This is a genomic window from Vibrio sp. MOR3 (assembly GCF_001557775.1).
GTDB classification, from domain to species: domain Bacteria; phylum Pseudomonadota; class Gammaproteobacteria; order Enterobacterales; family Vibrionaceae; genus Vibrio; species Vibrio jasicida.
Genome location: NZ_LNRD01000009.1, coordinates 49,700 through 73,880 on the forward strand (window position 1 = coordinate 49,700; position 24,181 = coordinate 73,880).

The 24,181-nt window shown below is 46.3% G+C and carries 16 protein-coding genes; 12 read left to right on the top strand and 4 right to left on the bottom strand.

From position 1 onward, the window contains the following. Positions 1-233: 233 nt before the first annotated feature. Positions 234-1,541 carry an acetyl-CoA C-acyltransferase FadI gene (gene fadI / locus ATB76_RS17120; protein WP_038871365.1) on the top strand — a complete coding sequence of 436 codons (1,308 nt, stop codon included), beginning with the start codon at positions 234-236 and terminating at the stop codon, positions 1,539-1,541. After that, positions 1,541-3,655, top strand: a complete 2,115-nt coding sequence (fadJ, locus tag ATB76_RS17125) for a fatty acid oxidation complex subunit alpha FadJ (protein ID WP_061035787.1) — start codon at positions 1,541-1,543, stop codon at positions 3,653-3,655. Before fadI ends, fadJ begins: the two co-directional genes overlap by 1 nt. Positions 3,656-3,724: 69 nt before the next feature. On the opposite strand, the gene ATB76_RS17130 is transcribed toward fadJ, so the two are convergent. Then, complete coding sequence (locus tag ATB76_RS17130) at positions 3,725-6,502, bottom strand: insulinase family protein (RefSeq protein ID WP_061035788.1); 2,778 nt, start codon at positions 6,500-6,502, stop codon at positions 3,725-3,727. Positions 6,503-6,878: 376 nt separating this feature from the next. Here ATB76_RS17130 and sixA point away from each other — a divergent pair, with 376 nt between their 5' ends. Beyond that, positions 6,879-7,343, top strand: a complete 465-nt coding sequence (gene sixA / locus ATB76_RS17135; RefSeq protein WP_038871355.1) for a phosphohistidine phosphatase SixA — start codon at positions 6,879-6,881, stop codon at positions 7,341-7,343. Between the two features lie 102 nt (positions 7,344-7,445). Here sixA and smrB read toward each other — a convergent pair whose 3' ends face one another. Continuing rightward, on the bottom strand, positions 7,446-7,976 hold the full coding sequence (gene smrB / locus ATB76_RS17140) for an endonuclease SmrB (protein ID WP_038871353.1): 531 nt from the start codon (positions 7,974-7,976) through the stop codon (positions 7,446-7,448). 61 nt (positions 7,977-8,037) lie between these two features. Here smrB and prmB point away from each other — a divergent pair, with 61 nt between their 5' ends. Then, positions 8,038-8,970 carry a 50S ribosomal protein L3 N(5)-glutamine methyltransferase gene (prmB, locus tag ATB76_RS17145; protein WP_038871350.1) on the top strand — a complete coding sequence of 311 codons (933 nt, stop codon included), beginning with the start codon at positions 8,038-8,040 and terminating at the stop codon, positions 8,968-8,970. A gap of 224 nt (positions 8,971-9,194) precedes the next feature. Further along, on the top strand, positions 9,195-10,280 hold the full coding sequence (gene aroC / locus ATB76_RS17150; protein WP_005433120.1) for a chorismate synthase: 1,086 nt from the start codon (positions 9,195-9,197) through the stop codon (positions 10,278-10,280). Positions 10,281-10,364: 84 nt separating this feature from the next. Here aroC and ATB76_RS17155 read toward each other — a convergent pair whose 3' ends face one another. Further along, entirely contained in the window at positions 10,365-10,988 is a 624-nt protein-coding gene (locus tag ATB76_RS17155; protein WP_009707348.1) for a trimeric intracellular cation channel family protein, read from the bottom strand. A gap of 328 nt (positions 10,989-11,316) precedes the next feature. Between ATB76_RS17155 and ATB76_RS17160 the strand changes: the two genes are divergently transcribed. From ATB76_RS17160 to ATB76_RS17170, 3 genes are all read left to right on the top strand, one after another. Then, a complete protein-coding gene (locus tag ATB76_RS17160; protein WP_061035789.1) occupies positions 11,317-11,847 on the top strand; it encodes an elongation factor P hydroxylase in 531 nt (176 codons plus the stop codon). 280 nt (positions 11,848-12,127) lie between these two features. Next, complete coding sequence (locus ATB76_RS17165) at positions 12,128-12,391, top strand: YfcL family protein (protein WP_005433127.1); 264 nt, start codon at positions 12,128-12,130, stop codon at positions 12,389-12,391. A 154-nt stretch (positions 12,392-12,545) separates the two neighbouring features. Further along, positions 12,546-13,070: an NADPH-dependent FMN reductase gene (locus ATB76_RS17170; protein WP_061035790.1), complete on the top strand. Its 525-nt coding sequence runs from the start codon at positions 12,546-12,548 to the stop codon at positions 13,068-13,070. 546 nt (positions 13,071-13,616) lie between these two features. Here the strand turns inward: ATB76_RS17170 and mnmC are convergent. Then, positions 13,617-15,635, bottom strand: coding sequence for a bifunctional tRNA (5-methylaminomethyl-2-thiouridine)(34)-methyltransferase MnmD/FAD-dependent 5-carboxymethylaminomethyl-2-thiouridine(34) oxidoreductase MnmC (mnmC, locus tag ATB76_RS17175; protein ID WP_061035791.1), 2,019 nt, complete (start codon positions 15,633-15,635; stop codon positions 13,617-13,619). A gap of 128 nt (positions 15,636-15,763) precedes the next feature. Between mnmC and fabB the strand changes: the two genes are divergently transcribed. The 4 genes from fabB (at position 15,764) to ATB76_RS17195 (ending at position 24,144) form a co-directional block, all read left to right on the top strand. Then, complete coding sequence (fabB, locus tag ATB76_RS17180) at positions 15,764-16,975, top strand: beta-ketoacyl-ACP synthase I (protein WP_038878775.1); 1,212 nt, start codon at positions 15,764-15,766, stop codon at positions 16,973-16,975. A gap of 317 nt (positions 16,976-17,292) precedes the next feature. After that, positions 17,293-18,426, top strand: coding sequence for a 4-phosphoerythronate dehydrogenase (locus ATB76_RS17185; RefSeq protein WP_061035837.1), 1,134 nt, complete (start codon positions 17,293-17,295; stop codon positions 18,424-18,426). Continuing rightward, complete coding sequence (locus ATB76_RS17190) at positions 18,423-19,436, top strand: aspartate-semialdehyde dehydrogenase (RefSeq protein ID WP_038878778.1); 1,014 nt, start codon at positions 18,423-18,425, stop codon at positions 19,434-19,436. The genes ATB76_RS17185 and ATB76_RS17190 overlap by 4 nt, the downstream gene beginning before the upstream one ends. 199 nt (positions 19,437-19,635) lie before the next feature. Then, positions 19,636-24,144 (top strand): FimV/HubP family polar landmark protein, encoded by a 4,509-nt coding sequence (locus ATB76_RS17195; RefSeq protein ID WP_061035792.1) that lies wholly within the window; start codon positions 19,636-19,638, stop codon positions 24,142-24,144. The last annotated feature ends 37 nt before the right edge of the window (positions 24,145-24,181 follow it).

Below are 24,181 nucleotides of genomic sequence, written 5' to 3' on the forward strand. Positions count from 1 at the left end.
TTATAGATATTCCGACCACACAATATTGTGTGGTTTTTTTTTGCTTCAATTTTACCCACAGCACACTTCTTCTCTTTTTAAGTCACTATAGTTAAGCAATCTTAATCGCATAAGAATCAATGAACTAGAGTAATAGATCTACTCGCTTCACGTTTATTTAAACGCACGTTTGATAAATTTAACAAGTTGATTACAATGCATGAGGTCAGACCTCTTGTATTTAAGGAGAAACAATGGGCAAGCAGGAAGTAAAAACACGCCATGGTGAACGTGTTGCTATTGTCGCAGGGCTCCGAACTCCCTTTGCTCGTCAAAGCACTGAGTTCAGCCAGGTGCCAGCGGTCGATTTAGGAAAAATGGTAGTGAGCGAAATGCTTGCTCGCACAGACATCGATCCGAAACTCATCGAACAAGTGGTATTTGGACAAGTAGTTCAAATGCCAGAAGCACCAAACATTGCACGTGAAATTGTGCTTGGTACAGGAATGCACATCCACACTGACGCTTACAGTGTTACTCGCGCGTGTGCGACCAGCTTCCAAGCTGCTGTCAATGTTGCCGAAAGTATTATGGCTGGCAGCATTGATGTGGGGATTGCTGGTGGTGCGGACTCTTCTTCTGTGTTGCCTATTGGTGTATCAAAAACGCTGGCTGCTAATTTGCTGGCGCTCAGCAAAACCAAAACGCTGGGTCAAAAGCTCAACATTCTTAAAAAACTCAGCTTCAAAGATTTGATGCCAGTGCCGCCGGCAGTGGCTGAATACTCGACGGGTCTCTCAATGGGTCAGACTGCCGAGCAAATGGCGAAGTCACACGGAATTACTCGTGCAGAGCAAGATGCGTTGGCGCACCGTTCTCATTCTCTAGCTTCGCAAGCTTGGAAAGACGGCAAAATCCAAGACGAAGTGATGACTGCTTTCCCAGAACCTTACAAAAAATGGATCTCTGAAGATAACAACATTCGTCATGATTCGACATTAGAAGGTTATGCAAAATTGCGTCCGGCTTTTGACCGCCAATACGGTAGTGTAACAGCCGCAAACAGTACGCCATTAACCGATGGTGGTGCCGCTGTGATGCTAATGCGTGAAGGTAAAGCGAAAGAGCTTGGGATGGAAATTCTTGGCTACATTCGCGGTTATGCATTCTCGGCTATTGGCGTTGAAATGGATATGTTGATGGGGCCAACTTACGCGACATCGAAAGTATTAGAAAATACCGGATTGGAACTCTCAGATCTTACGCTTATTGATATGCACGAAGCGTTTGCAGCTCAAGCACTTGCAAATGTGAAGATGTTTGCTTCTGATAAATTTGCCCAAGAAAACCTAGGTCGCGCGAAAGCGATTGGCGAGATCGACATGGACAAATTCAATGTCCTTGGCGGTTCAATTGCTTACGGTCACCCATTTGCTGCGACTGGCGCTCGTATGATGACACAAACGTTACGTGAGCTGAAACGTCGTGGTGGTGGTCTTGCGTTGAATACTGCGTGTGCCGCAGGTGGTCTTGGTGCAGCAATGATTTTGGAGGTTGAGTAATGAGCGAGCAAAAAGCATTTAGTCTAAAGATTGATGAGCAGAACATTGCTTGGCTAGCCATCGATGTGCCAAACGAGAAAATGAACACGTTGCAAGCGGCGTTTGCAGATGAGATGAAAGAGATTTTCGCTCAACTGAAAGACACCAACGGCGTAAAAGGGATGATCATCCATTCCTTAAAACCAGATAACTTTGTTGCGGGTGCCGATGTACGAATGCTCGAAGCGTGCACGACGGCAAGTGAAGCTGAAGCCTTAGCCAAGCAAGGCCAAGACTTGTTCCAGCAGTTGTCTGAGCTGCCTTATCCGGTTGTCGCAGCGATTCATGGTCCATGTCTGGGTGGCGGTTTAGAGCTTGCTCTCGCGTGTGACTACCGAGTGTGTACTGATTCCGATAAAACGCGTCTTGGTTTGCCTGAAGTGCAACTTGGTTTGCTGCCTGGTTCTGGTGGTACTCAACGTCTTCCACGTTTAATTGGTCTGTTGCCCTCGTTAGATTTAATCCTTACAGGTAAACAACTGCGTGCGAAGAAAGCGAAAAAATTGGGTGTGGTTGACGCATGTGTGCCAGAGACTGTCTTGCTTGATGTCGCGAAGATGCATGTCGAAAAAGGCAAGAAGAAAGGCAAACAAAAGCAATCGACCAAAGAGAAATTGATGTCGGGCAGCGGCTTAGGTCGTAAGTTTGTGTTTGAGCAAGCAGCGAAAAAAACTAATGAAAAAACGCGTGGTAACTACCCTGCAACCGTGGCTATCCTAGAAGTTATTCAACACGGTCTTGAGAAAGGTTTTGCTCAAGGCCAAGAACTTGAAGCAAAGCGCTTTAGCGAATTGGTGATGAGCTCTGAATCAAAAGCATTACGCTCTATTTTCTTTGCTACCACTGAAATGAAGAAAGAGAATGGTACAGAGGCTGAGCCCGCATCGGTCGGTCGAGTTGGTGTACTTGGTGGTGGTTTGATGGGGGCGGGTATTAGCCACGTTTCCGTCGCCAAAGCAAAAGTGCCAGTGCGTATTAAAGATGTTAGTAACGACGGTGTGCTTAACGCATTGAACTACAACTACAAGTTGTTTGATAAGCAACGTAAGCGCCGCATTATCTCTAAAGCGGGTCTGCAAGCGAAGATGCTGCAACTGTCTGGCGGCATTGACTTTACAAGCTTCAACCATATTGATGTAGTAATTGAAGCCGTGTTTGAAGATCTTGACCTTAAACAGACGATGGTTGCGGATATTGAAGCGAATGCGAAACTAGATACTATTTTTGCGACCAATACGTCTTCTTTGCCGATTCACAAAATTGCGGAAAAAGCAGAGCGTCCAGAAAACATCGTCGGTTTACACTATTTCAGCCCAGTAGAGAAAATGCCGCTGGTGGAAGTGATTCCTCACGAGACGACGTCGGATGAAACCATTTCTACCGTGGTTGCGCTTGCGAAGAAACAAGGTAAAACGCCAATCGTTGTGAAAGATAAAGCAGGCTTTTACGTAAACCGTATTCTTGCACCTTACATGAATGAAGCCGCACATATCTTGTTGGCAAATGAGCCAATCGAACAACTGGACAATGCACTACTCGATTTTGGTTTCCCGGTTGGCCCAATTACTTTGCTTGATGAAGTTGGTGTCGATATTGGCGCGAAGATCATGCCAATCTTGGTTAACGAATTGGGCGAGCGATTTAAAGGCCCAGACGTATTCGAAACACTACTGAACGACGGTCGTAAAGGTCGTAAGAGTGGCAAAGGTTTCTATACCTATAAAGGTAAGAAGAAGGAAGTTGATAAGTCAGTGTACAAACTGCTGAACTTAACGCCTGAATCAAAACTGAGCGACAACGACATTGCTTTGCGCTGCGTGCTGCCAATGTTGAACGAAGCCGTTCGTTGTTTGGATGATGGGATCATCCGTTCTCCACGCGATGGTGATATCGGTGCGATCTTTGGTATTGGTTTCCCACCATTCCTAGGTGGTCCATTCCGTTACATGGATCAATTCGGTTTGAAAGAACTGATTGAGAAAATGAACGAGTTTGCATCGAAATATGGTGATCGTTACGCGCCATGTGATGGCTTACTCACTCGCGCGGGTGAAGGTCGTAATTTCTACGACTAATCTGTCTATTTAGGTAATAAAAAGGCTTGCACTGCGCAAGCCTTTTCTAATTTTGCTCGTTAAATCTGATTAACCCAAACCACAATCTTTTGGTCGTAATTGAAACTCTTCAATCGATCCAATTTCTAAACCAAGATTAACTCGCGGAGCATCTGCGTGTGCTATACCTTGCGAGTGCATGACCAAACGGTTTGCTGTACGCGGTTTTAACTCGTTGACAACAAAGCGGATCATATCGGTACGAGTAAGCCCTTTAAGCTCTTCTAGTACTTTTTCACGTTGATTGAAATCCGTGTCTTTGTTGCCAATAGCGACCCACAAGCGCTGAGCTCTACCACGCAATGTTGTGTCGGGCGTTGCTATTTGATTCCATAAACCTCGCTTGCTGCTGTGCCACTGGTATTCATTTAGCTCTAGCAATACCATGTAGAAAGCGTTCAAAAACTCATCAATTGATGTGACCAATTCAGCGGGAGCGGCATTTGGAGACTGAACGTACAGCACAATACCTGGATGGCGATTGAGAGGCATATTTCCCGTACCGACCATATAGCCAAGTTGCTGCTTGGTGCGGATTTCATGGAAGAAGGTCGCCGACATCAGATGGTTAGCCAGTGTATACAAGGCGATATTGCGTGGCTCGATATCTTCACATTGGTGGTAAATCACCACCGCGGAATCTTGCTGATTACAGTGGACTTCACGTTGGAAACTGCCATTTTCGCCAAGCATGACCAACGGGCGGAGTGCCTCTTCGTAGCGTTGTTCTTTTACTCTAAGGGCATCTTTCAACGTTGTTGCCATCTCTTTTGCGTGCTGACGCTGCCAGTCGCCGTAAACGAACATTTCTACATGCAACTCGGCCAAAATTGATTCAACAAACACCGACAGTTCATCCACTTCTATTTCTTCCAGCGCTTCAACGAGTGTTGCGAAAGGCGGATTGTTGGGTTGAAGAAGCCCTGTCAGTGCATTGAATAGCTGCGAAATAGGGCGGTCCTGAGATGAATTTCGCCAATTACGTAATAGTTGTTGTTTGATGGTTTCGAATCGAGCAGGGCTGAACTCACGTGCCGCGAAGCGATGCAGAATCATTTCTAACAGCTGAGGCAATTTCTCGCTAAAACCTGATAGCGTCAGAGTAACACCACCTTGGTGAGCGTACATGTTGTAACCCATACCTGCGATTTCAGCTTGATAGGTCTCTTTCGCTAATGAATCAAGGAACATCTCAACACATAGGCGTGTTTTCACGATGTTTTTCGGTGAAGCGACGGCGTGCGAGCTGTCGATAGCGACATACACGACGCCTTTTGGCACTCGGAATTCGTCATCTTGCAAATGCCATAAACGGAAGCCTTCGACATCTTCCACTAATTCTGGCAATGAGCCACCATTTTCAAACGGTTTTGGATCGAGCTCGTAGCAAATGTATGGGTTCTTTTCTGGGAGAACGAATTGCCAACTAGGATCGATTTGTTGATATAAACGACGTTGTTCATCGTTGAATGGATGCACTGAGTAGGGCGTGAAATACCATTCTGCGGTTTGGTTGTACTCTAATCCTTTGGCAATCAGAGTCACACGAACATTTTCGATGTTGAGGTAGTGCAATAAAGAGCGTTGTAGCTCTTCATCATACCCTGTCATTTTGTAGTCACCGTAAACCGTGTCTTCCGGCTGATAGTGCTGCATGTTGATCACAAGGTGGCTGACCAAATCCATCGGACGAGATGGCTCTTGAAAGCGGAAGGCAGACTCCAGTACTGCTTGTTTTTCAAGGTAACGCCATTCATCCATCCCATCTTGTTTGATCATAGACAGATACTGGAATACGGCTTGAATGATGTTATCGACATAACCCAAGCCATCTTGGGTCAATGTGCAGCTGACTGTGAAGTCTCGGTAATTGCTGCCGCTTGCACCTCCACCGGCAGATAAGGAAGTAATCCAACCTTTGTTTTTCAGCTCTAGCATCAAGCTGCCTTCGCCTTCATAACCCAACAAATGCGCAAAGTAGGAGAGGGGTTTCGCGCCGTAATGCTCATCCATCCCTGGCATCGGGAAGGTTAAGATCAGTTTACGAAATTCTTTAATCGGTTCGACTTGAACCAAAATGCCGGTGCTGTCTTCGTTACCTATAGGTACATCAATCGATTTTCCGTGTAATTGATGATTTGGAATGTCAGCAAACATGGTTTCTACCCAAGCTTGCTGTTCATCAAGAGATTGAGGACCAAACAAGGTCAATGTCATCAAATCAGCGGAATATTGCGAGTGGTGAAACTCGACTATCTCGTCGCGAATCGATTTGCCATCGCGATCGCCGAGGGTTTCCAAGTTGCCGACAGAGAACTTAGAAAACGGATGATCAGGGTTGATGACCTCTTTGTTTACTTGATATAGACGGCGAGAATCGTCGTTCAGTTTGAGCTTGTATTCGGAGTCGACAGCTTGGCGCTCTTTGTCTAACGCTTCTTCATTAAACAACGGTGCGGTGAAGAATTGGCTGAAACGGTCAAGCGCGGTTTCAAACGCTGTGGGGGTGACGTCAAAGAAGAAACAAGTATGCTCTGTTCCCGTCCAAGCGTTATTTGTGCCACCGTGTTGACTAATATAACTTTGAAACTCGCCAACTTTAGGGTATTTTTCCGTTCCCAAAAAAAGCATGTGTTCTAGGTAGTGTGCCAGACCTTGACGATCATTTGGGTCATCAAAGTGTCCAACATTTACTGCCAAGGCTGCTGCCGACTGTTGAGCGGTGTCGGAGTGGATCAGCAACACGCGCAGTGCATTACTCAAGGTAATGTAGCGGTATTGATTTGAATCGTTTGGACTTAAGTGCACGATGCGTCTCCAGATTTCGCATTACAGTAATGATGAACCCCGAATGGGGCTGCGCAAAGTTTGCGCTTCGACAAATACTGCTTGCCGTATTTTTGTTATTCGTAAGAGTACTGCATAAGCCCAATAGCCAATGCTATGGGGTTCGAGCTATTTGAAGGAATGCACTGAGTTCATAACTTCATCGTAGAATGTGATGAACTGAGTCTATTCTTTTTAATAGATTGTTAAGAAAGTCGCTATCTTTAGCAAGCGAATTGGTATAATGAACCGATAATTATATCAGTATTTTTGTTTCGACATTATTAAAGTTAGCCCGCTATCCGTATAAAGATAGCAGTCAACCTTTTGGTAGCGTTAGCTATCCCTAGGAAATAACATGAAAATATTTATCTTGCGTCACGGTGAAGCGGAACATTTCGCGGATACCGATGCAGAAAGACAACTGACCCAAAGAGGCAGAACTGAATCGGAAGCAGTTGCCCGAGCATGTAAAGAGCAAGGTTTTGCTCAATTCGATAAAGTGCTAGTCAGTCCATACATCCGAGCGCAACAAACATGGCAAGAGATCAGCGTCCATTTCTCGGCGAAAAGTATTGAGACTTGTGAAGACATCACGCCATACGGTCAATCGGACCATGTATTTGATTTTGCCAATGCATTGATTGAGGTTGAGAAGTTAGAATCACTTCTGTTTGTGTCGCACTTACCGCTGGTGGGGTATCTCACTTCTGAGTTTGTGAAAGACATGACACCACCGATGTTCCCAACATCTGGCTTGGTGTGCATTGAATACGATCCGCAAACACAACGCGGTGAAGTGTTGTGGCATATCACGCCATAGAACACTCGCTCTCGGGATCACGACTCGAGAAAAACAAAAAGGCAGGGTTAACCTGCCTTTGTCGTTCTTGTTCGTCAGCGAAACATCTTCGAAGTCGGTGGTTTATTTCTCTGGAATAGACAGTAATACCAGTAGCGCACCGTCTCCGCCAAACTCTAAAGGCGCTTGGTGGAATGCCATCACGTCTGGGTGTTGAGCAAGCCACAGCGGTGCTTTCTGCTTCAAGATGTGCTTACCAATGCCGTGTTGAACACACGCACAGTGGATTTCGTTTTTGACACAGTAAGCGATCATCGCACCGAGCTCTCGCTTAGCTTCCAGTTGGGTCATACCATGCATGTCCAGGAAGACATCAGGTACGTACACACCACGGCGCAGACGTTTCACTTCATAAGTTGAGACATCATCACGCGCGTAGCGAGTTGGTCCATCCGCATTTAAGAGCGGGACAAACTCATCGGAAAAGTAAAACTCAGAATCACTCGCTTCACGATTTGAGCGCGTGATTTCTTTTTGCTTAGTATTTTTTTTTGGTTGCTGGATTATGGTATCCTGTCGCAACTTTTTTACGCCCTGTACTGCATCCTTAAACAAGGCGAAATCGTCATCGTGTTCGGTGTCTTTTTTGCTCATTAGGTAAACAATTTCATTTTTACAATTTATGGCAGTATTGTAGCGCTTTTCGGAGGCAATTTTGGATAAGATTTTTGTAGAAGAGGCGGTATCGGAACTGCATACCCTTCAAGATATGATTCGTTGGACGGTCAGCCGCTTTAACGCCGCTAACTTGTTTTACGGTCATGGTACTGATAATGCGTGGGATGAAGCGGTTCAGCTTATCCTACCGACATTATACTTGCCGATTGATGTGCCTCCGCATGTATTGAACTCTCGCCTAACGACAAGCGAGCGTCTACGTATTGTTGAGCGCGTAGTAAAACGCATCAACGAGCGTACACCAACTGCATACCTAACGAACAAAGCATGGTTCTGCGGTCTTGAGTTCTTTGTTGATGAGCGTGTACTTGTGCCACGTTCTCCAATCGGTGAATTGATTCAAGCGGAATTCCAACCTTGGTTGGTGGAAGAGCCAACTCGCATCATGGACCTATGTACGGGTTCTGGCTGTATCGCGATTGCTTGTGCGCACGCTTTCCCTGAAGCAGAAGTCGACGCGATCGACATCTCTACAGACGCTCTACAAGTGGCTGAACAAAACGTACAAGATCACGGTATGGAGCAGCAAGTATTCCCAATCCGTTCAGATTTGTTCCGTGATCTGCCAAAAGAGAAGTACAACCTGATCGTGTCTAACCCACCTTACGTGGACGAAGAAGACATGAACAGCCTACCAGACGAGTTCACGCACGAGCCTGAGCTAGGTCTAGCTGCGGGTACTGACGGTCTAAAACTGGTTCGTCGTATTCTTGCCAACGCTCCAGACTACCTAACAGAAAACGGTATTCTTATTTGTGAAGTCGGTAACTCGATGGTTCACATGATGGAACAGTACCCTCAGATCCCATTTACTTGGGTCGAGTTCGAGAACGGCGGTCACGGCGTATTCATGCTAACACGTGATCAGTTAGTTGAATGTGCAGAAGAGTTCAAACTCTACAAAGACTAAGTCTGTCTAAGCAAACCAGTCGAACAAACAATGAAAACACCGAGCCTAGTGCTCGGTGTTTTTTTATCCGCTTCGCAGTGAGCTTGAAAATTCAGGCTGATTTGTTTTTTCCGCCAAAACGGGCTTTACATCAAAACGTAATACCGCCACTATGAATTCACGAAGAATTGATAAGCAGTTGCGCTCCCACAGTTCGAGCGTGGCGACAATAATTTGAGGAAGTAATGGCAGGAAACAGTATCGGACAACATTTCCGAGTGACGACATTCGGGGAAAGTCACGGTATCGCACTAGGATGTATCGTAGACGGATGCCCTCCAGGTTTGGAAATCACTGAGGCAGATCTGCAAACGGATCTCGACCGTCGCCGTCCTGGCACATCACGTTACACCACACAGCGTCGTGAACCGGACGAAGTAAAAATTCTTTCTGGCGTATTTGAAGGTCAAACTACAGGTACTTCAATTGGTTTGATGATTGAGAACACTGACCAGCGTTCTAAAGACTACTCAGACATTAAAGACAAGTTCCGTCCAGGACATGCTGATTACACTTACCACCAAAAATACGGTGTGCGCGATTATCGAGGTGGCGGCCGTTCGTCTGCTCGTGAAACGGCAATGCGTGTGGCGGCTGGTGCAATCGCTAAGAAATACCTGAAAGACGAGTTCGGTGTAGAAATCCGTGCTTACTTGTCGCAAATGGGTGACGTTTCAATCGATAAAGTGGATTGGAATGAAATCGAAAATAATGCGTTCTTCTGCCCAGATGCAGACAAAGTAGAAGCATTTGACCAACTTATCCGTGACCTGAAAAAAGAAGGCGACTCCATTGGCGCAAAAATTCAGGTTGTGGCAACCAACGTGCCTGTTGGTCTTGGTGAGCCTGTATTTGATCGTTTAGATGCAGACATCGCACACGCGCTAATGAGCATCAATGCGGTGAAAGGCGTGGAAATCGGCGACGGTTTTGACGTGGTAAACCAAAAAGGCAGCGAGCATCGTGATACGCTTTCTCCAGAAGGCTTCGGCAGCAACCACGCAGGCGGCATTCTTGGCGGTATCTCTACCGGCCAAGAGATTGTGGCAAACATCGCGCTTAAGCCAACCTCAAGCATTACGGTTCCAGGCGAGACTATCACTAAAGAAGGTGAACCAACTCAGTTGATCACTAAAGGTCGTCATGACCCATGTGTGGGTATCCGCGCCGTGCCTATCGCGGAAGCGATGCTGGCTATTGTCGTTATGGATCACTTGCTACGTCATCGTGGTCAAAACCATGGCGTACAAACCGAGACTCCAAAGATTTAAGTTTGAAACTCAACTTAATAGAAATGCAAAAGGCAGCTCAATGAGCTGCCTTTTTAATAGGGTTTCAATTGGTTTCGAATTCAATTAGTGAATCGAACCTTCGGTTTCCAAGTGGAATGAAGGTAAGCGCCATTTAAAGCGAACTGCCGCCATACGCAGCATGTAACCAGTAATCAGAGTCACAATCGTCGCGGTTACGTCAGGTACGTTGAACTCAAGTAAAGCTAAGTACAAGCCCGATGCAATAAGTGCCACAGAGGCGTAAAGCTCTTCATGCAACACAAGCGGTGTTTGACGACAAATCAAATCGCGTAGCAGACCACCAAATACACCAGTGACTAGTGCAGACACCATACAAATGCCAGGGTGTAAGCCCATGCCAATCGCTACCTTGGTACCAATGATGCTAAATACGATCAAGCCCAGCGCATCCAAACGGATAAATAGCCCTTTGAATTTAATCACCCATTTCGCTAAGCCAGTCGTCAGAACACCAGCTACACAAGTGATTGCCAAAAATTCTGGATTCTTTACCCAACCTAGTGGGTAGTGGCCAAGAAGAATGTCGCGCACCGTACCGCCGCCAATAGCCGTTGCACTGGCTACCAACATAACACCAAACCAATCCATTTTTCTTCGGCCGGCACTCAATGCACCAGTCATGGCTTCAGCCGTGATACCAATGATGTACAACACACTTAGCAGCATAAGGGGACACTCAAATAAAAGGGCTCTGTCATGGTCCTTGAGATTAAGGAAAACAGCAGCAAAACTTACCAACAAGATTTAAACCTTGGGGAGAGGCTTAAATCCAAAAAGAATCTCGCTTCAAGTGGCGTTGAAGTCGCCATCGTTAAGCGTAAAAATAAGGCGTGAGTGTAGTGGGAAATATGATCTGTGACGAATGAGAAATAGTATGGAGAAAGCGACTTTCAGATTAACTCAGCTAATAACCAAACATGTTGTGTGGCTTTACCTGTGTAAGAAAAACAGCGACAATGCGCACCGCATATCAATTTGACGTACAGAATCGATGATGAACCACGAATATCAAGACCTTATCGCTATTTTCAATGACACATTTCTTGGGCCTTTTAACACTGAGTTAGAGCTAGGCGGCGATGAGCCAATTTACTTGCCAGCAGATGAAGAACATCCGCATCATCGGATTATTTTTGCTCGTGGCTTTTATGCGTCAGCACTGCACGAGATTGCCCATTGGTGCGTAGCAGGACCAGAACGTCGTTTGCTGGAAGATTTTGGTTATTGGTACGAGCCAGATGGCCGAACAGCAGAGGTTCAAGCTGAGTTCGAAAAAGTTGAAATTCGCCCTCAAGCTTACGAGTGGATTCTAGCGAAAAGTGCTGACTTCCCTTTTAACGTCAGTTGTGACAATCTACACGGCGATTTTGAACCAGATCGTCTTGGTTTTATGCACAAAGTGCACAATGAAGTAATGGGTATTCTAGAAAACGGTCTTCCGCCTCGCGTGAAAATGCTATCGGATGCGTTGTGTGCCTTTTACCAAACCAAGCCGCTGGAAACGTCTGACTTTATACCCAAGTAATTTCAAGTTACGGGTTCAGAGCAATTTCACTGATTCGAGTTCAAGGAAAGCTTTGCCGTGTAATAGAGAGCCTATTCCCAAAAAGCTTGACGTAGAAATCGTTTCAGTGAAATGCTCCCGAAGGGCGAGTTATCTTGGCTTGCAGACATTGTTAATGATTTTTGATTTAGAACCACTAGATCTTTAAATCATTGCCGCGCCTGCAAACCAAGTTATTCTCGCTGAACCCTGCCACTTGAAGTTTCTTGGGTATACCCTTAAATAACCTCAGAGAAACGCCATGATTATTGAATTTGAAGAAAAACTACTAGAACTGATTGATGCTCGCATTGAAACAGCATCGGATGATGAACTGTTTGCTGGTGGTTATTTGCGTGGTCACATTTCTCTGTCTGCTGCAGCGTGTGAAGAAGAAGGCATTAACGATGTGACTGAGCTTAAATCTCGCATCGAAAACAGTCTTGAAGAAGCACGTTCAGAACTAACGCCTGCCGATCGCGTGATCGTGAGCGATCTATGGCAAGAGCTTCAAGCGCAAGCTTAAGCCACAATTAATTATAAGCCTCTGGTTGAAGCAAAAAGAGTTGAAATAAACTCCTTCGAAATTTTCGAATCTCTCCTTAAAATTTTTGTGGTTGTAGCACACTCGTTCACCTTTTACTCTTGTTAGTACAAAACGTGAACAAAGGATTACAACCATGAAAATTATCGCATTCGGCGCTTCTACTAGCTCTACCTCTATCAATAAAACCCTTGCGACTTACGCTGCTAACCTTGTCGAAGGTGCAGACGTGCAAGTGTTAGACCTCAATAGTTACGATGTTCCTTTGTTCAGTGAAGACAAAGAGAAAGAAATCGGTCAGGCGGAAGGCGCAAAAGTGTTTCTTGCAGATATCGCAACGGCGGACGCTTTGGTGATTTCTTTTGCTGAGCACAACGGCTCTTACCCAGCAGCGTATAAGAATCTATTCGATTGGGCGACACGTATCGATCGCAACGTATTCCAAAATAAACCGGCGGTGTACTTAGCAACTTCACCTGGCCCTGGTGGTGCACAAACGGTACTCGCAGCGGCGACAGGCTCTGCGCCTTACTTTGGTGCTGAAGTGAAAGCATCGCAATCTATTCCAAGCTTCTACGATAACTTTGATTTGGAAGCGGGAGAATTCCGTAATGCTGAAATTGCAGAACAGGTGAAAGCGGCCGTGGCGGCATTGAATTAAAAAACTTGTAACCCCCTCTAACTCCCCCTTAGAAAGGGGGAGGACGAATGCGGAGTTCATAACTTGCTTCTCCACTTTTTTAAAATGAGGCTAGGAGTAGTAGTTTGTCTTCAGAGCAACCCCCTCTGACTCCTTCTTGGAAAGATGGATGGACTAAAGCGGGTTAAGAACTTGTTCCTCCCCTTAAAAAGGGGAGGCTAGGAGGGGTTCTTTGTTCTTAGAGCTCCCCCCTCTAACTCGCCCTTGACAGGGGGAGGATTAATGCGGAGTTCATAACTTGCTCCTCACTTTTTTAAGATGAGGCTAGGAGTGGTAGTTTGTTTTCGGAGCAGCCCCTGACTCCTTCTTTGAAAGATGGATGGACTAAAGCGGGTTAAGAACTTGTTCCTCCCCTTTTTAAGATGAGGCAAGGAGTGGTTGTTTGTTTTCAGAGCAACCCCCTCTTACTCCTTCTTGGAAAGATGGGTGGACTAAAGCGGGTTAAGAACTTGTTCCTCCCCTTTTTAAGGGGAGGCTAGGAGGGGTTCTTTACGCAATCGAAAAACGTTACAACTCAGTAATCGCCTTACCTTTACGCAGCTTTCTTACCCACATACGGCTCGGGTGCAGTTCAGTCAGCACATCAACAGGCAGTGGTAACGGGTCGCCACAGATTTGTGATGCCAACACCTCGGCCATTAGAGGCGCAGAGCTCAAACCACGAGAACCTAAACCAAGGAAACAGAATAGGTTAGGGAACTGGTGAATCGCTTCAACGTCTTGTTCTTGTTGATTTTGCAGACCCGCATATTGCGCTTTGATGGTTTCAAAGTCGCCTACGTTACCTACAAACGGCAGGTGATCACGGCTAACACAGCGAATGCCTTGGCGTGATAAATTACCAGAGGTATCCACCTCTTTCGTCCAAATTTGGTTCGGCAAACACTTCACCAATTTGTCGGCGTTGTCTTTTTGTGCTTCTTCGTCAAATTCGTAGTCTAGGTGACTGCGGTCGTAACTTGCACCGATGCACAAGTGCTGATTATTCGGGTTAATAGGTGTCATGTAACCGTCGTAACACAGTACTGTTTTCAGCTTAGACAGCGTTTCAGTTGCAGGGGCGTGGCTAACTTGACCTTTTACCTGACCCATTGGTAGATCCGCGGTTTGGCTTAGTGTTTGGAATTCACTGCCGTTAGCAACCACTACAGTGGAGTGTTCAAAGCTTTGACCGTTTGCTTTCAATGTCCATAGTTGGCGCGCTTCATCCCAAGTTAGTGACTCGACTTGATGCTCGAACTTAACTTCAAAAAGTTCTGTTTTCTCCAGTTGAGCAATCAAACCACGGGTCAGTTCTGCAGGGCATAACCAACCGCCAAGAGGGTAATGAACCGATGCCATATCGATCGGCAAGCCAATCTTCTCTGCGGTCTCTTCAGCAGATAGTTTATGAATTAACTCTGGCGTGAAATTACCAGCAAGCATTTTTTCCAACTTGTCTGCAGATTTGTCATCCCACATTAACTGAGTGATGCCGCACCAATCGTGATCGAATTGGATATTTTGCGCGGCCTGGTCAACAAACTGACGGGCAAACAAAAAGCCCGGAGCGAACACACGAGAAACGCCTTTGTGGGGACCATTTAATAATGGGTACACTGCGCCTTGGCGGTTGCCTGATGCGCCTTCTGCGGGTTGAGCGTCTTTGCAGTAGAGTGTGACATTTTGACCGCGGCGAACCAGCGTTTTAGCCAAAGCCGCGCTAGCGATGCCGCCACCAATAATCGCGATGGAATCATGATTGGTCGACGCAGTGCGGTTAAACCAAGGTAGGTGGTTTGAATGCGCTTCACGCTGCTCCATCGAGCCCGCGATCATTTCGCGTTTGGTACCGAAGCCTTTGACTTTCTTCATTGAAAAGCCTGCTTCGTTTAAGCCGCGACGCACAAAGCCCGCTGCCGTGAAGGTTGCGACCGTACAATCCTGCTTCGCCAATTTTGCCATGCCGTTGAATAGGTTTTGGTTCCACATTTCTGGGTTTTTGCTTGGTGCAAACCCGTCTAAGAACCAAGCATCAATCAAGCCTTGCTCCCCATAAGGAACAAGCGGCATGCAGTCTTTTATATCGCCAAACCAAAGGTCGAGTGTGATCGCTCCGTCTTCTAAAACAATGCGATGACATTCAGGCACTGCGGCTGGGTAGTGCTGTTGCAGCTTTTCGGCAAATTCTGCCAACTCTGGCCAAGATTGATGTGCTTTTTCTAGATCAGCTTTGCTGAGTGGGTACTTCTCAAAACTAACGAAATGCAATTCTTTTAACGCTGCCTCTGGATATTCGCGACGAAATTCGGTAAACCATTGCCACACGGCTAAGAAGTTCAACCCCGTGCCAAATCCGGTTTCGCCAATAACAAAGCGTCTTTGGTCAAATTCCTGCCATCTTTCTGGTAGATGATTTTGTTTGAGGAACACGTAACGCGTCTCTTCGAGACCGTTTACGTTGGAGAAATAAACATCATCAAATTGGTCAGAAACCGGTGTACCAGCTTCGTTCCAACCAAGTTCTGCGTTTTTAATCGAAGTCATAATGGTGCAAATATGTGATTTGGCGCGGTTAGAATTCGGCAATTGTACGAATTTCTGGGAAAGCTGACCACTTTTGTTGACTATCTTAGTTATTATCTAGCGGATTTTTGAATTATAGGAATGTCATAATGAAACGAGTCGTAATCACCGGTATGGGTATTGTTTCAAGTATCGGTAACAACGTCGAAGAAGTTCTAGCGTCTCTTAAAGCGGGCAAATCTGGCATCACTGCGTCTGAGCAGTTTAAAGAAAACGGTCTGCGTTCGCAGGTATGGGGTGATCTGAAAATCAACCCAGCAGAATTTATTGACCGTAAGCAGATGCGCTTTATGGGTGATGCGGCTGCTTATGCATACCTATCAATGCAGCAGGCGATTGAAGACGCTGGTCTATCTGAAGAACAAGTTTCAAACGATCGTACAGGTATCGTTGCTGGTTCTGGTGGTGCTTCTGCATTAAACCAAACAGTGGCAACTGATACGATGCGTGCAAAAGGCGTAAAACGCGTAGGTCCATACATGGTGCCGCGTACTATGTCTTCAACAGTATCAGCGTGTCTTGCAACACCATTTAAGATTCGTGGTGTGAACTACTCAATGAGCTCAGCTTGTGCAACATCTGCACACTGTATCGGTCACGCGATGGAGCTTATTCAACTTGGCAAACAAGACATCGTATTTGCAGGTGGTGGTGAAGAGCTAGATTGGTCTCAAACGATGATGTTTGATGCAATGGGCGCACTATCTACCAAGTACAACGAAACACCAGAAAAAGCATCTCGTACTTACGATGCTGATCGTGATGGTTTCGTTATCTCTGGTGGCGGCGGCATGCTAGTTATCGAAGAACTAGAGCACGCACTAGCTCGTGGCGCGAAAATCTACGGTGAGATCGTAGGTTACGGTGCGACTTCTGATGGCTACGACATGGTAGCACCATCAGGCGAAGGCGCAATCCGTTGTATGAAGATGGCAATGCAAGACGTTGATAGCATCGATTACATCAACACGCACGGTACTTCTACTCCAGTAGGTGACGTGAAAGAGCTAGGCGCTATCCAAGAGCTATTCGGCAACAACAGCCCAGCAATCTCTGCGACAAAAGCGATGACTGGCCACGCACTAGGTGCAGCAGGTGTTCACGAAGCAATTTACTCAACGCTAATGCTAGACAATGGCTTCATTGCTCCAAGTGTGAATATCTCTAACTTAGATGAAGCAGCACAAGGTCTAGACATCGTGATGGAAGCTCGTGACGCTGAACTGACGACAGTTATGTCAAACAGCTTTGGTTTTGGTGGTACAAACGCGACATTGGTAATCAAAAAGTACCAAGCATAAGCGACCCAAAGCTAACTGAATTTGTTGGGCTGTGATTCTCTTCGTGGAGTGAACCGACCAACAAACCAGTTTCCAGAGCTTGATCAGGTTAACTGATCGAACAGACGCAGACTTTATCCCAAGGAGAGCGGGATAGGATCCTTTTGTTCTGGAACTTTGCCCGGCTAATTTGGCCGGGCTTTTTCTTTTCTGAAACCTGCTTTTGAAAGTCACTTAGGTATAGTTGTTGAGATTTTTCAAGAAAAGGGCACAATCGCTTTAGCTTCGCATCTTGCGAATAAACGAACTCATACAAATGGATGTTAAACGCTGGCGCTATGAAAATTATTGTTGATGAAAATATGCCGTACGCTGAAGAGCTATTCAGCCAACTCGGTGAAGTGATTCTAAAACCCGGTCGTACACTGACAGCCGATGATTTAGTGGATGTAGATGCGCTAATGATTCGCTCAGTCACCAAAGTAAACGCAGAACTGATCAGCAAAGCAAATAAGCTGAAGTTCGTTGGCACGGCGACGGCGGGCATGGATCATGTTGACCAAGCGCTTCTTCAAGAGAAAGGTATTTTCTTCACCGCAGCACCAGGCTGTAACAAAGTCGGCGTTGCTGAGTATGCGTTCAGCGTCATGATGGTACTTTCCCAACAGCAAGGCTTCTCTGTTTTCGATAAAACTGTTGGCATCATCGGTGCGGGTCAAGTGGGTAGCTACCTTGAGAAATGTTTGAAAGGCATGGGCATTAACGTGCTCATCAACGACCCATTCAAGCAAGAAGAGGGAGATTCTCGCAGTTTTACTCCGCTAGCAGAGTTGATCGAACGTTCTGACGTCATCACGCTGCACACACCTATTACCAAAGATGGCCTACACCCAACGCATCATTTGATTGATGATAAGGTGTTAAATGGTCTTCGTTGCGATCAAATTCTTATCAATGCGGCACGCGGTCCTGTTGTGGACAACCAAGCATTGAAGCAACGTTTAATGAAAAACGATGGCTTCACGGCGGCATTAGATGTATTTGAATTTGAACCAGAGGTTGATATGGAGCTTCTGCCTCTGCTAGCATTCGCAACCCCTCACGTTGCAGGCTATGGTCTGGAGGGGAAAGCTCGCGGTACGACGATGATTTTCAACAGCTACTGTGAGTTCTTAAATAACGAATTACGTGCGCATGCCAGCGATTTACTGCCGACCGCGCCTGTTCCTACAATGGTATTGGACAGAGCATGGGATGAAGCAACGCTGCACAACATCACGCAGTTAATCTATGATGTGCGTAAAGATGACGCTCTTTTCCGCCGCGAAATCAGTAAGCCAGGCTCTTTTGACCTGATGCGTAAAAACTACTGGGATCGCCGCGAATACAGCGCTGTCACGCTAGTGGGTAACGAAACATGCAATCTTGCACCATTAGCAGAACTAGGTTTTCAGGTTGAGGTAAGTCAATGAGCCAGCAATACAATGTTGCCGTATTAGGTGCGACCGGCGCGGTCGGTGAAACAATTTTGGAAGTGCTTCAAGAGCGCAAATTCCCAGTAGGCGAAATCTTCCTGTTGGCAAGTGAACGCAGTGAAGGTAAGACTTACCGCTTCAACGGTAAAACAATTCGCGTTCAAAACGTAGAAGAGTTTGATTGGTCTCAAGCGCATATTGCGTTGTTTTCAGCTGGTGGCGAGTTGTCTGCTAAATGGGCGCCAGTTGCCGCAGACGAAGGCGTTATCGTGATCGACAACACGTCTCATTTCCGCTACGAATACGACATTCCTTTGGTGGTGCCAGAAGTTAACCCAGAAGCAATTGCTGAGTTCCGTAACCGTAACATCATTGCGAACCCGAACTGTTCAACCATCCAGATGCTAGTGGCACTAAAGCCTATTCACGATGCTGTTGGTATTGAGCGTATCAACGTTTCAACTTACCAATCAGTGTCTGGTGCGGGTAAAGCTGGTATTGATGAGCTTGCAGGTCAGACTGCGAAACTACTGAATGGTCTTCCTGCGGACAAGAAAGAATTTTCTCAACAGATCGCGTTTAACTGTATTCCACAAATCGACCAGATGATGGAAAACGGCTACACCAAAGAAGAAATGAAAATGGTGTGGGAGACGCAAAAGATCTTTAACGACCCATCAATCACTGTAAACCCAACGTGTGTACGCGTTCCGGTATTTTACGGTCATGCAGAAGCATTACATGTTGAAACTCGTTCACCAATCGATGCACAAGAAGTGGTTAACCTGCTTGAGCAAACGGATGGCATCGAAGTGTTCCACGGTGAAGATTTCCCAACACAAGTGCGTGATGCAGGCGGCAAAGACCACGTAATGGTTGGTCGTATTCGCAATGATATTAGTCATCACAGTGGTGTAAACCTATGGGTAGTTGCTGATAACGTACGCAAAGGTGCAGCGACAAACGCCGTACAAATTGCTGAAGTTTTGATTCGCGATTACTACTAAGCCACGCTGACGAATGAATCCAAAGCCTCGCACACTGCGAGGCTTTTTTGTTCGAACGGCGTAAATTTGTGTGAGATTAGTACGAATATGGTGAGAGCCACACATTTTTTGCCCTCAAAGCTATAGTTTTGCGTGTGTTATCCGATATATTTAACCGATCACCATTTCAAATTGTTTCTAGCACCAAACTGAGCCTTCTATGCGTCAAAATTATAAGCGTTTGTTAGCAGCCCTTGTGTTGATGAGCGCGACTCAGACATCGTCAGTGGTTCAAGCCGAAGGAATTCGACTTGTAGGACCCTCTGGTGAAGTGCAAACGTCTCCTAGCTACGCTGAGGAGATTGAGCGAGCGTTACCTGCTCCGCCTGAAAATAACCAACCGTCGCGCTTTTATGGTCCGACGAATAAAAACGAGACTTTGTGGTCGATTGCTTCTCAATTGCGACCTTCTCGTAATGTTTCTGTTCAACAGACGCTTCTCGCCATTTACCGAATCAACCCTCAAGCGTTTGATAACCAGAATATTCATGAATTGATCCCAGGCAGCCGACTTCGCGTGCCTTCATTAGAGCAAGTTCAGAGTGCTACCACGCCTCAGGCGATTGCCGTGATGAATGCTCATGAAGTTCGATTAGCTCAACAAAAACCAGCAAAAACATCGCCTGTTAAGCCAAAACCGGAAACACCAAAGCCTACGGCTGAAGTTACGAAACCTCAACCTAAGCCAGAAGTTGCTCAAATTGAGCCGTCTAAACCGGAATTGGCAAAGCCAGAACCAATCAAGCCGGTTGAGTCTACGACCCCCGTACCTGAAGTCGTGACTTCACCGGAAGGTGAGAAACAAGTAACAGCACTTAAAGATAAACTGCAAGGCTCACAAAGTGAGTTGGACTCTCTCGAAGAGAAGAACCATCGTTTACGTTTGATGCTGTCTGAAGTGCAGAGTGAGGTCGCAACGCTTAAAACTTCGCTCAACGATGAAGAACGAATTCGCTCTGAAGTTGAAAAACTGCTAGCGGAAGAACGTCAGCGTCTTGCAGAGCAGCAACGAATGCAGCCAAGTACGATGGACAAGGTTCTGTCTAACGGTTGGCTAGTAGGCCTTGCAGCACTTATTCCAGGTGCATTGATTGCCATGTTAATCGTCATGTTGCTTGGTCGTCGCTCTAAAGAGAAAGAGGAAGAAGCTGCTGCGCAAGAACAGCAAAGTGTTGATCCACTTGCTGCGCCAATCGGATTGGCAGCGGCAGATGAGTTGGATGAAGAATTAAGTCTAGACGACGATTTGTTTGGTGACGATGACGACACGGAGCAACTATTCGGCCAAGAAGAAGCGCAGCCAGAAGAAGAGGATGTCTTTGCTAATCTGGATGACGACGATCTCGATTTCAACCTCGAAGGGGATGATGGCGAAGACCCATTCGCGGGGATTGGGGATGATGGCAATCTTGACGTTGGCTTCGATGAATTTGACTCTTCAAGCAATGGCATAAAAGTAAACGGCGAAGAAAAAGCGCTCGGTCTTGAAGAGATGGAGCGTGCACTTGATGAAGTCTCTCCAGAGCTTGAAGTTTTGGATGATGACGATGAAGTCGGTTTCGATCTTTCAGATGAAGATAACGCTGATGTGATGTCGGATGATGCATTTGCCGAGTTACTCTCTGCTGACGACCCATCTGAAGAGTTACAAAGTGACGCGGTTGATCAAGCCATGCTTGATGACTTATTTGCTGACCTTGATGGTGACGACCTCAATCTTGATGTTGAGGACGAGAAGCCATCTCAAGTGTCAGAGAGTGCTTTCTCTGCTGGTGAAGCAACCGACGATGACATCGATAAACTGCTTGCTCAGTATGAACAGCCAGTAAGTGCGGATGCCGATGACACACTACTTGATGAACTAGAATCATTGTCTGGTCTGTCTGATTCAGACTTAGAGCAGGATGATGCATCAGCACTCCTCGATGAGTTGATGGGTGACGACGAAGGTGAATCAATCAATGAGCGAGATCCTCTTGACGATCTAGAAGACATTGCAGGCTTAAGTGAAGAACCTTCCATTGATGAAGACAGCACAGATTTGCTTGACGAGTTGATTGGTTTTGATGATGAGGATGCATCTGACGATGATTTTGATCCACTTGATGAACTAGAGAAACTGTCTGGTTTTGAGGGCGATGACGCATTAGAAGATCTTGATGAAAACAGCGTCGATTTGTTGGATGAGCTACTTGATGACAGCGGCGATGAAACAATAGACGAACAAGAGCCTACGGATGTTGACCCATTCGATGATTTGATTCGTGAAGATGATGAGCCAGAAATCGCGAGTGCGCAGCAGAGTGACGATGACTTATTGGCCTCGTTAGGTTTTGATGATCTTGAGCCAGAAGCGACTCAACCTGCTGAAACTCAACAACAGGTTAAATCTGCTTCTGAATTGGAAGACGAAAAGGCGCTTGGTCTGGATTCAGGCTTAGATATCGATGCATTACTGAACGAGAACCAACCAGAGGTTGAGCCGAAAGTAGATGCGTTGAGCCGCGAATCAGAGGCTGAATCAGCACTAGAACAAACCGTTGAAGATTTTGACAAAGAGGATTTCTTTGGTGATTTAGAAGATTCAATCCCAGAGCACGATCCTTTGATGTCGGAATTGGATGAGTTGTTTGAATCTAATGAAGACGATCTAAAACAAGCAGAGCAAGAGCGCGCCGATTTCGCTGCGGAACTGGATGCGCTTATTAGTGAGCAAGCGACAGAAGAAGATGAGTTAGATTTTGAACCTGAGTTGATTCAAGAACCTTCTATCGAATCAGAACCGCAAGATGCGATCTTAGAAAAAGCGGACTCAGACGTTGAAACATCACTCAGCAAAACAGAAGAAGAGCCCGTGTTCACTCCGACGCCAAACACCGTCGAAAATGAATTTGGTATTCCGCAAGAAGAAGACTGGCTTGTTGATGACATAGAGCCCGAGACGAAGACGGAACAAGAACCCGTAGCGGCAAGTTCAACTGAGACAGCTACCGAAGACGAAGAGTTCAACTTCGATGAACTGGATCTTCCGGAGTTCAACGAAGAAGATGCACTAACATCAATGGCACAAGAGCCAGAGTTAGCTGAATCTGAAACCGCTGATCCAGAAACTGCGGCGAATGAGCCAACGGCTGAAGAAGAAGAATTCAATTTTGATGATTTAGAGCTTCCGGAGTTCAGTGAAGAAGATGCACTAACATCAATGGCGCAAGAGCCAGAGTTAGCTGAGTCTGAAATTGCTGAACCAGAAACTGCGGCGATTGAGCCGACGGCCGAAGACGAAGAATTCAACGTCGATGAGCTAGACCTTCCGGAGTTCAACGAAGAAGATGCTCTAGCGTCAATGGCGCAAGAGCCAGAGTTAGCTGAGTCTGAAATTGCTGAACCAGAAACTGCGGCGATTGAGCTGACGGCCGAAGACGAAGAATTCAACTTCGATGAGCTAGACCTTCCGGAGTTCAACGAAGAAGATGCACTAACGTCAATGGTGCAAGAGCCAGAGTTAGCTGAATCTGAAACCGCTGAACCAGAAACTGCGGCGATTGAGCCAACGGCCGAAGACGAAGAATTCAACTTCGATGAGCTAGACCTTCCGGAGTTCAACGAAGAAGATGCACTAACGTCAATGGTACAAGAGCCAGAGTTAGCTGAATCTGAAACTACTGACCCAGAAACTGCGGCGAATGAGCCAGTGGCTGAAGATGAAGAGTTCGACTTCGATGATCTGGATCTTCCGGAGTTCAGCGAAGAAGATGCTCTTGCATCAATGGCTGACGAGCCAAGATTGTCAGAAGCAGAAACTTCACAGCCAGCCGCCGGCATGGCGAGCGATGAGGAGTTCAACTTTGATGATCTGGACTTGCCAGAGTTCAATGAAGAAGATGCATTGGCTTCAATGGGCGATGCAGAACTAGAAACGCCGGTAAAGCACCCTGAAGCGTCTCAAACTGTTATTCAATCAGACAATGACCATGATGCTTTGTTTGATGTATTCGCGCAGCCAGAGGCTTTCAGTGTCGAGCCTGATCCCGTTCCCGAAGCACAAGCAGACTTAGAGTCTGAACTCAATGATTTTGAAGAATCTGCAATGGCGAACCTGTTGTCAGAAAACGCAGACTCAGAAGTGTTTGATGGAAAATTGGACAATGACACCATCGCAAGTGCGGGTATGGATTTCGAAACCATGCTGGATGTGGGCGATGACTGGGATGGTTTTAAACTGTCATCAGACAGCGCGGCGTCAACAACGGAAGTCCCAGAAGATCAAAGAGACGTTTGGAGCTCGACAGAAGCACTTGCGCAACCAGAAATCGCTCAGGAAAACTGGGGTGAGCAGGATGATCTTACCGACTTCGACCCGAAGAAAAATCAATTCATGACGATTGATGAGTTGATGGCTCAAGTGGATAAAAATGGCGGTGACTTCGAAGAGCAAGAATTAAAGCTCGATGTTGGTTTGAATGAGTTCCCTGATGTGATTGGTGACATCGGTGATGTGGATGTAGACACCAACGCAGAAGCCGCAGGTAAGCTTGATTTAGCAAAAATCTATCTAGAAATGAACGATCCTCAAGGGGCGATCAAATTGCTAGAAGAGGCCATCGTCTACGGTGAAGATGATATTCGCCGTGAAGCGAAAGGGCTTATCGACGCCATTAACGGTCGATAAAGAAAAATGGGTAGCAAATGCTGCCCATTTTTGTATC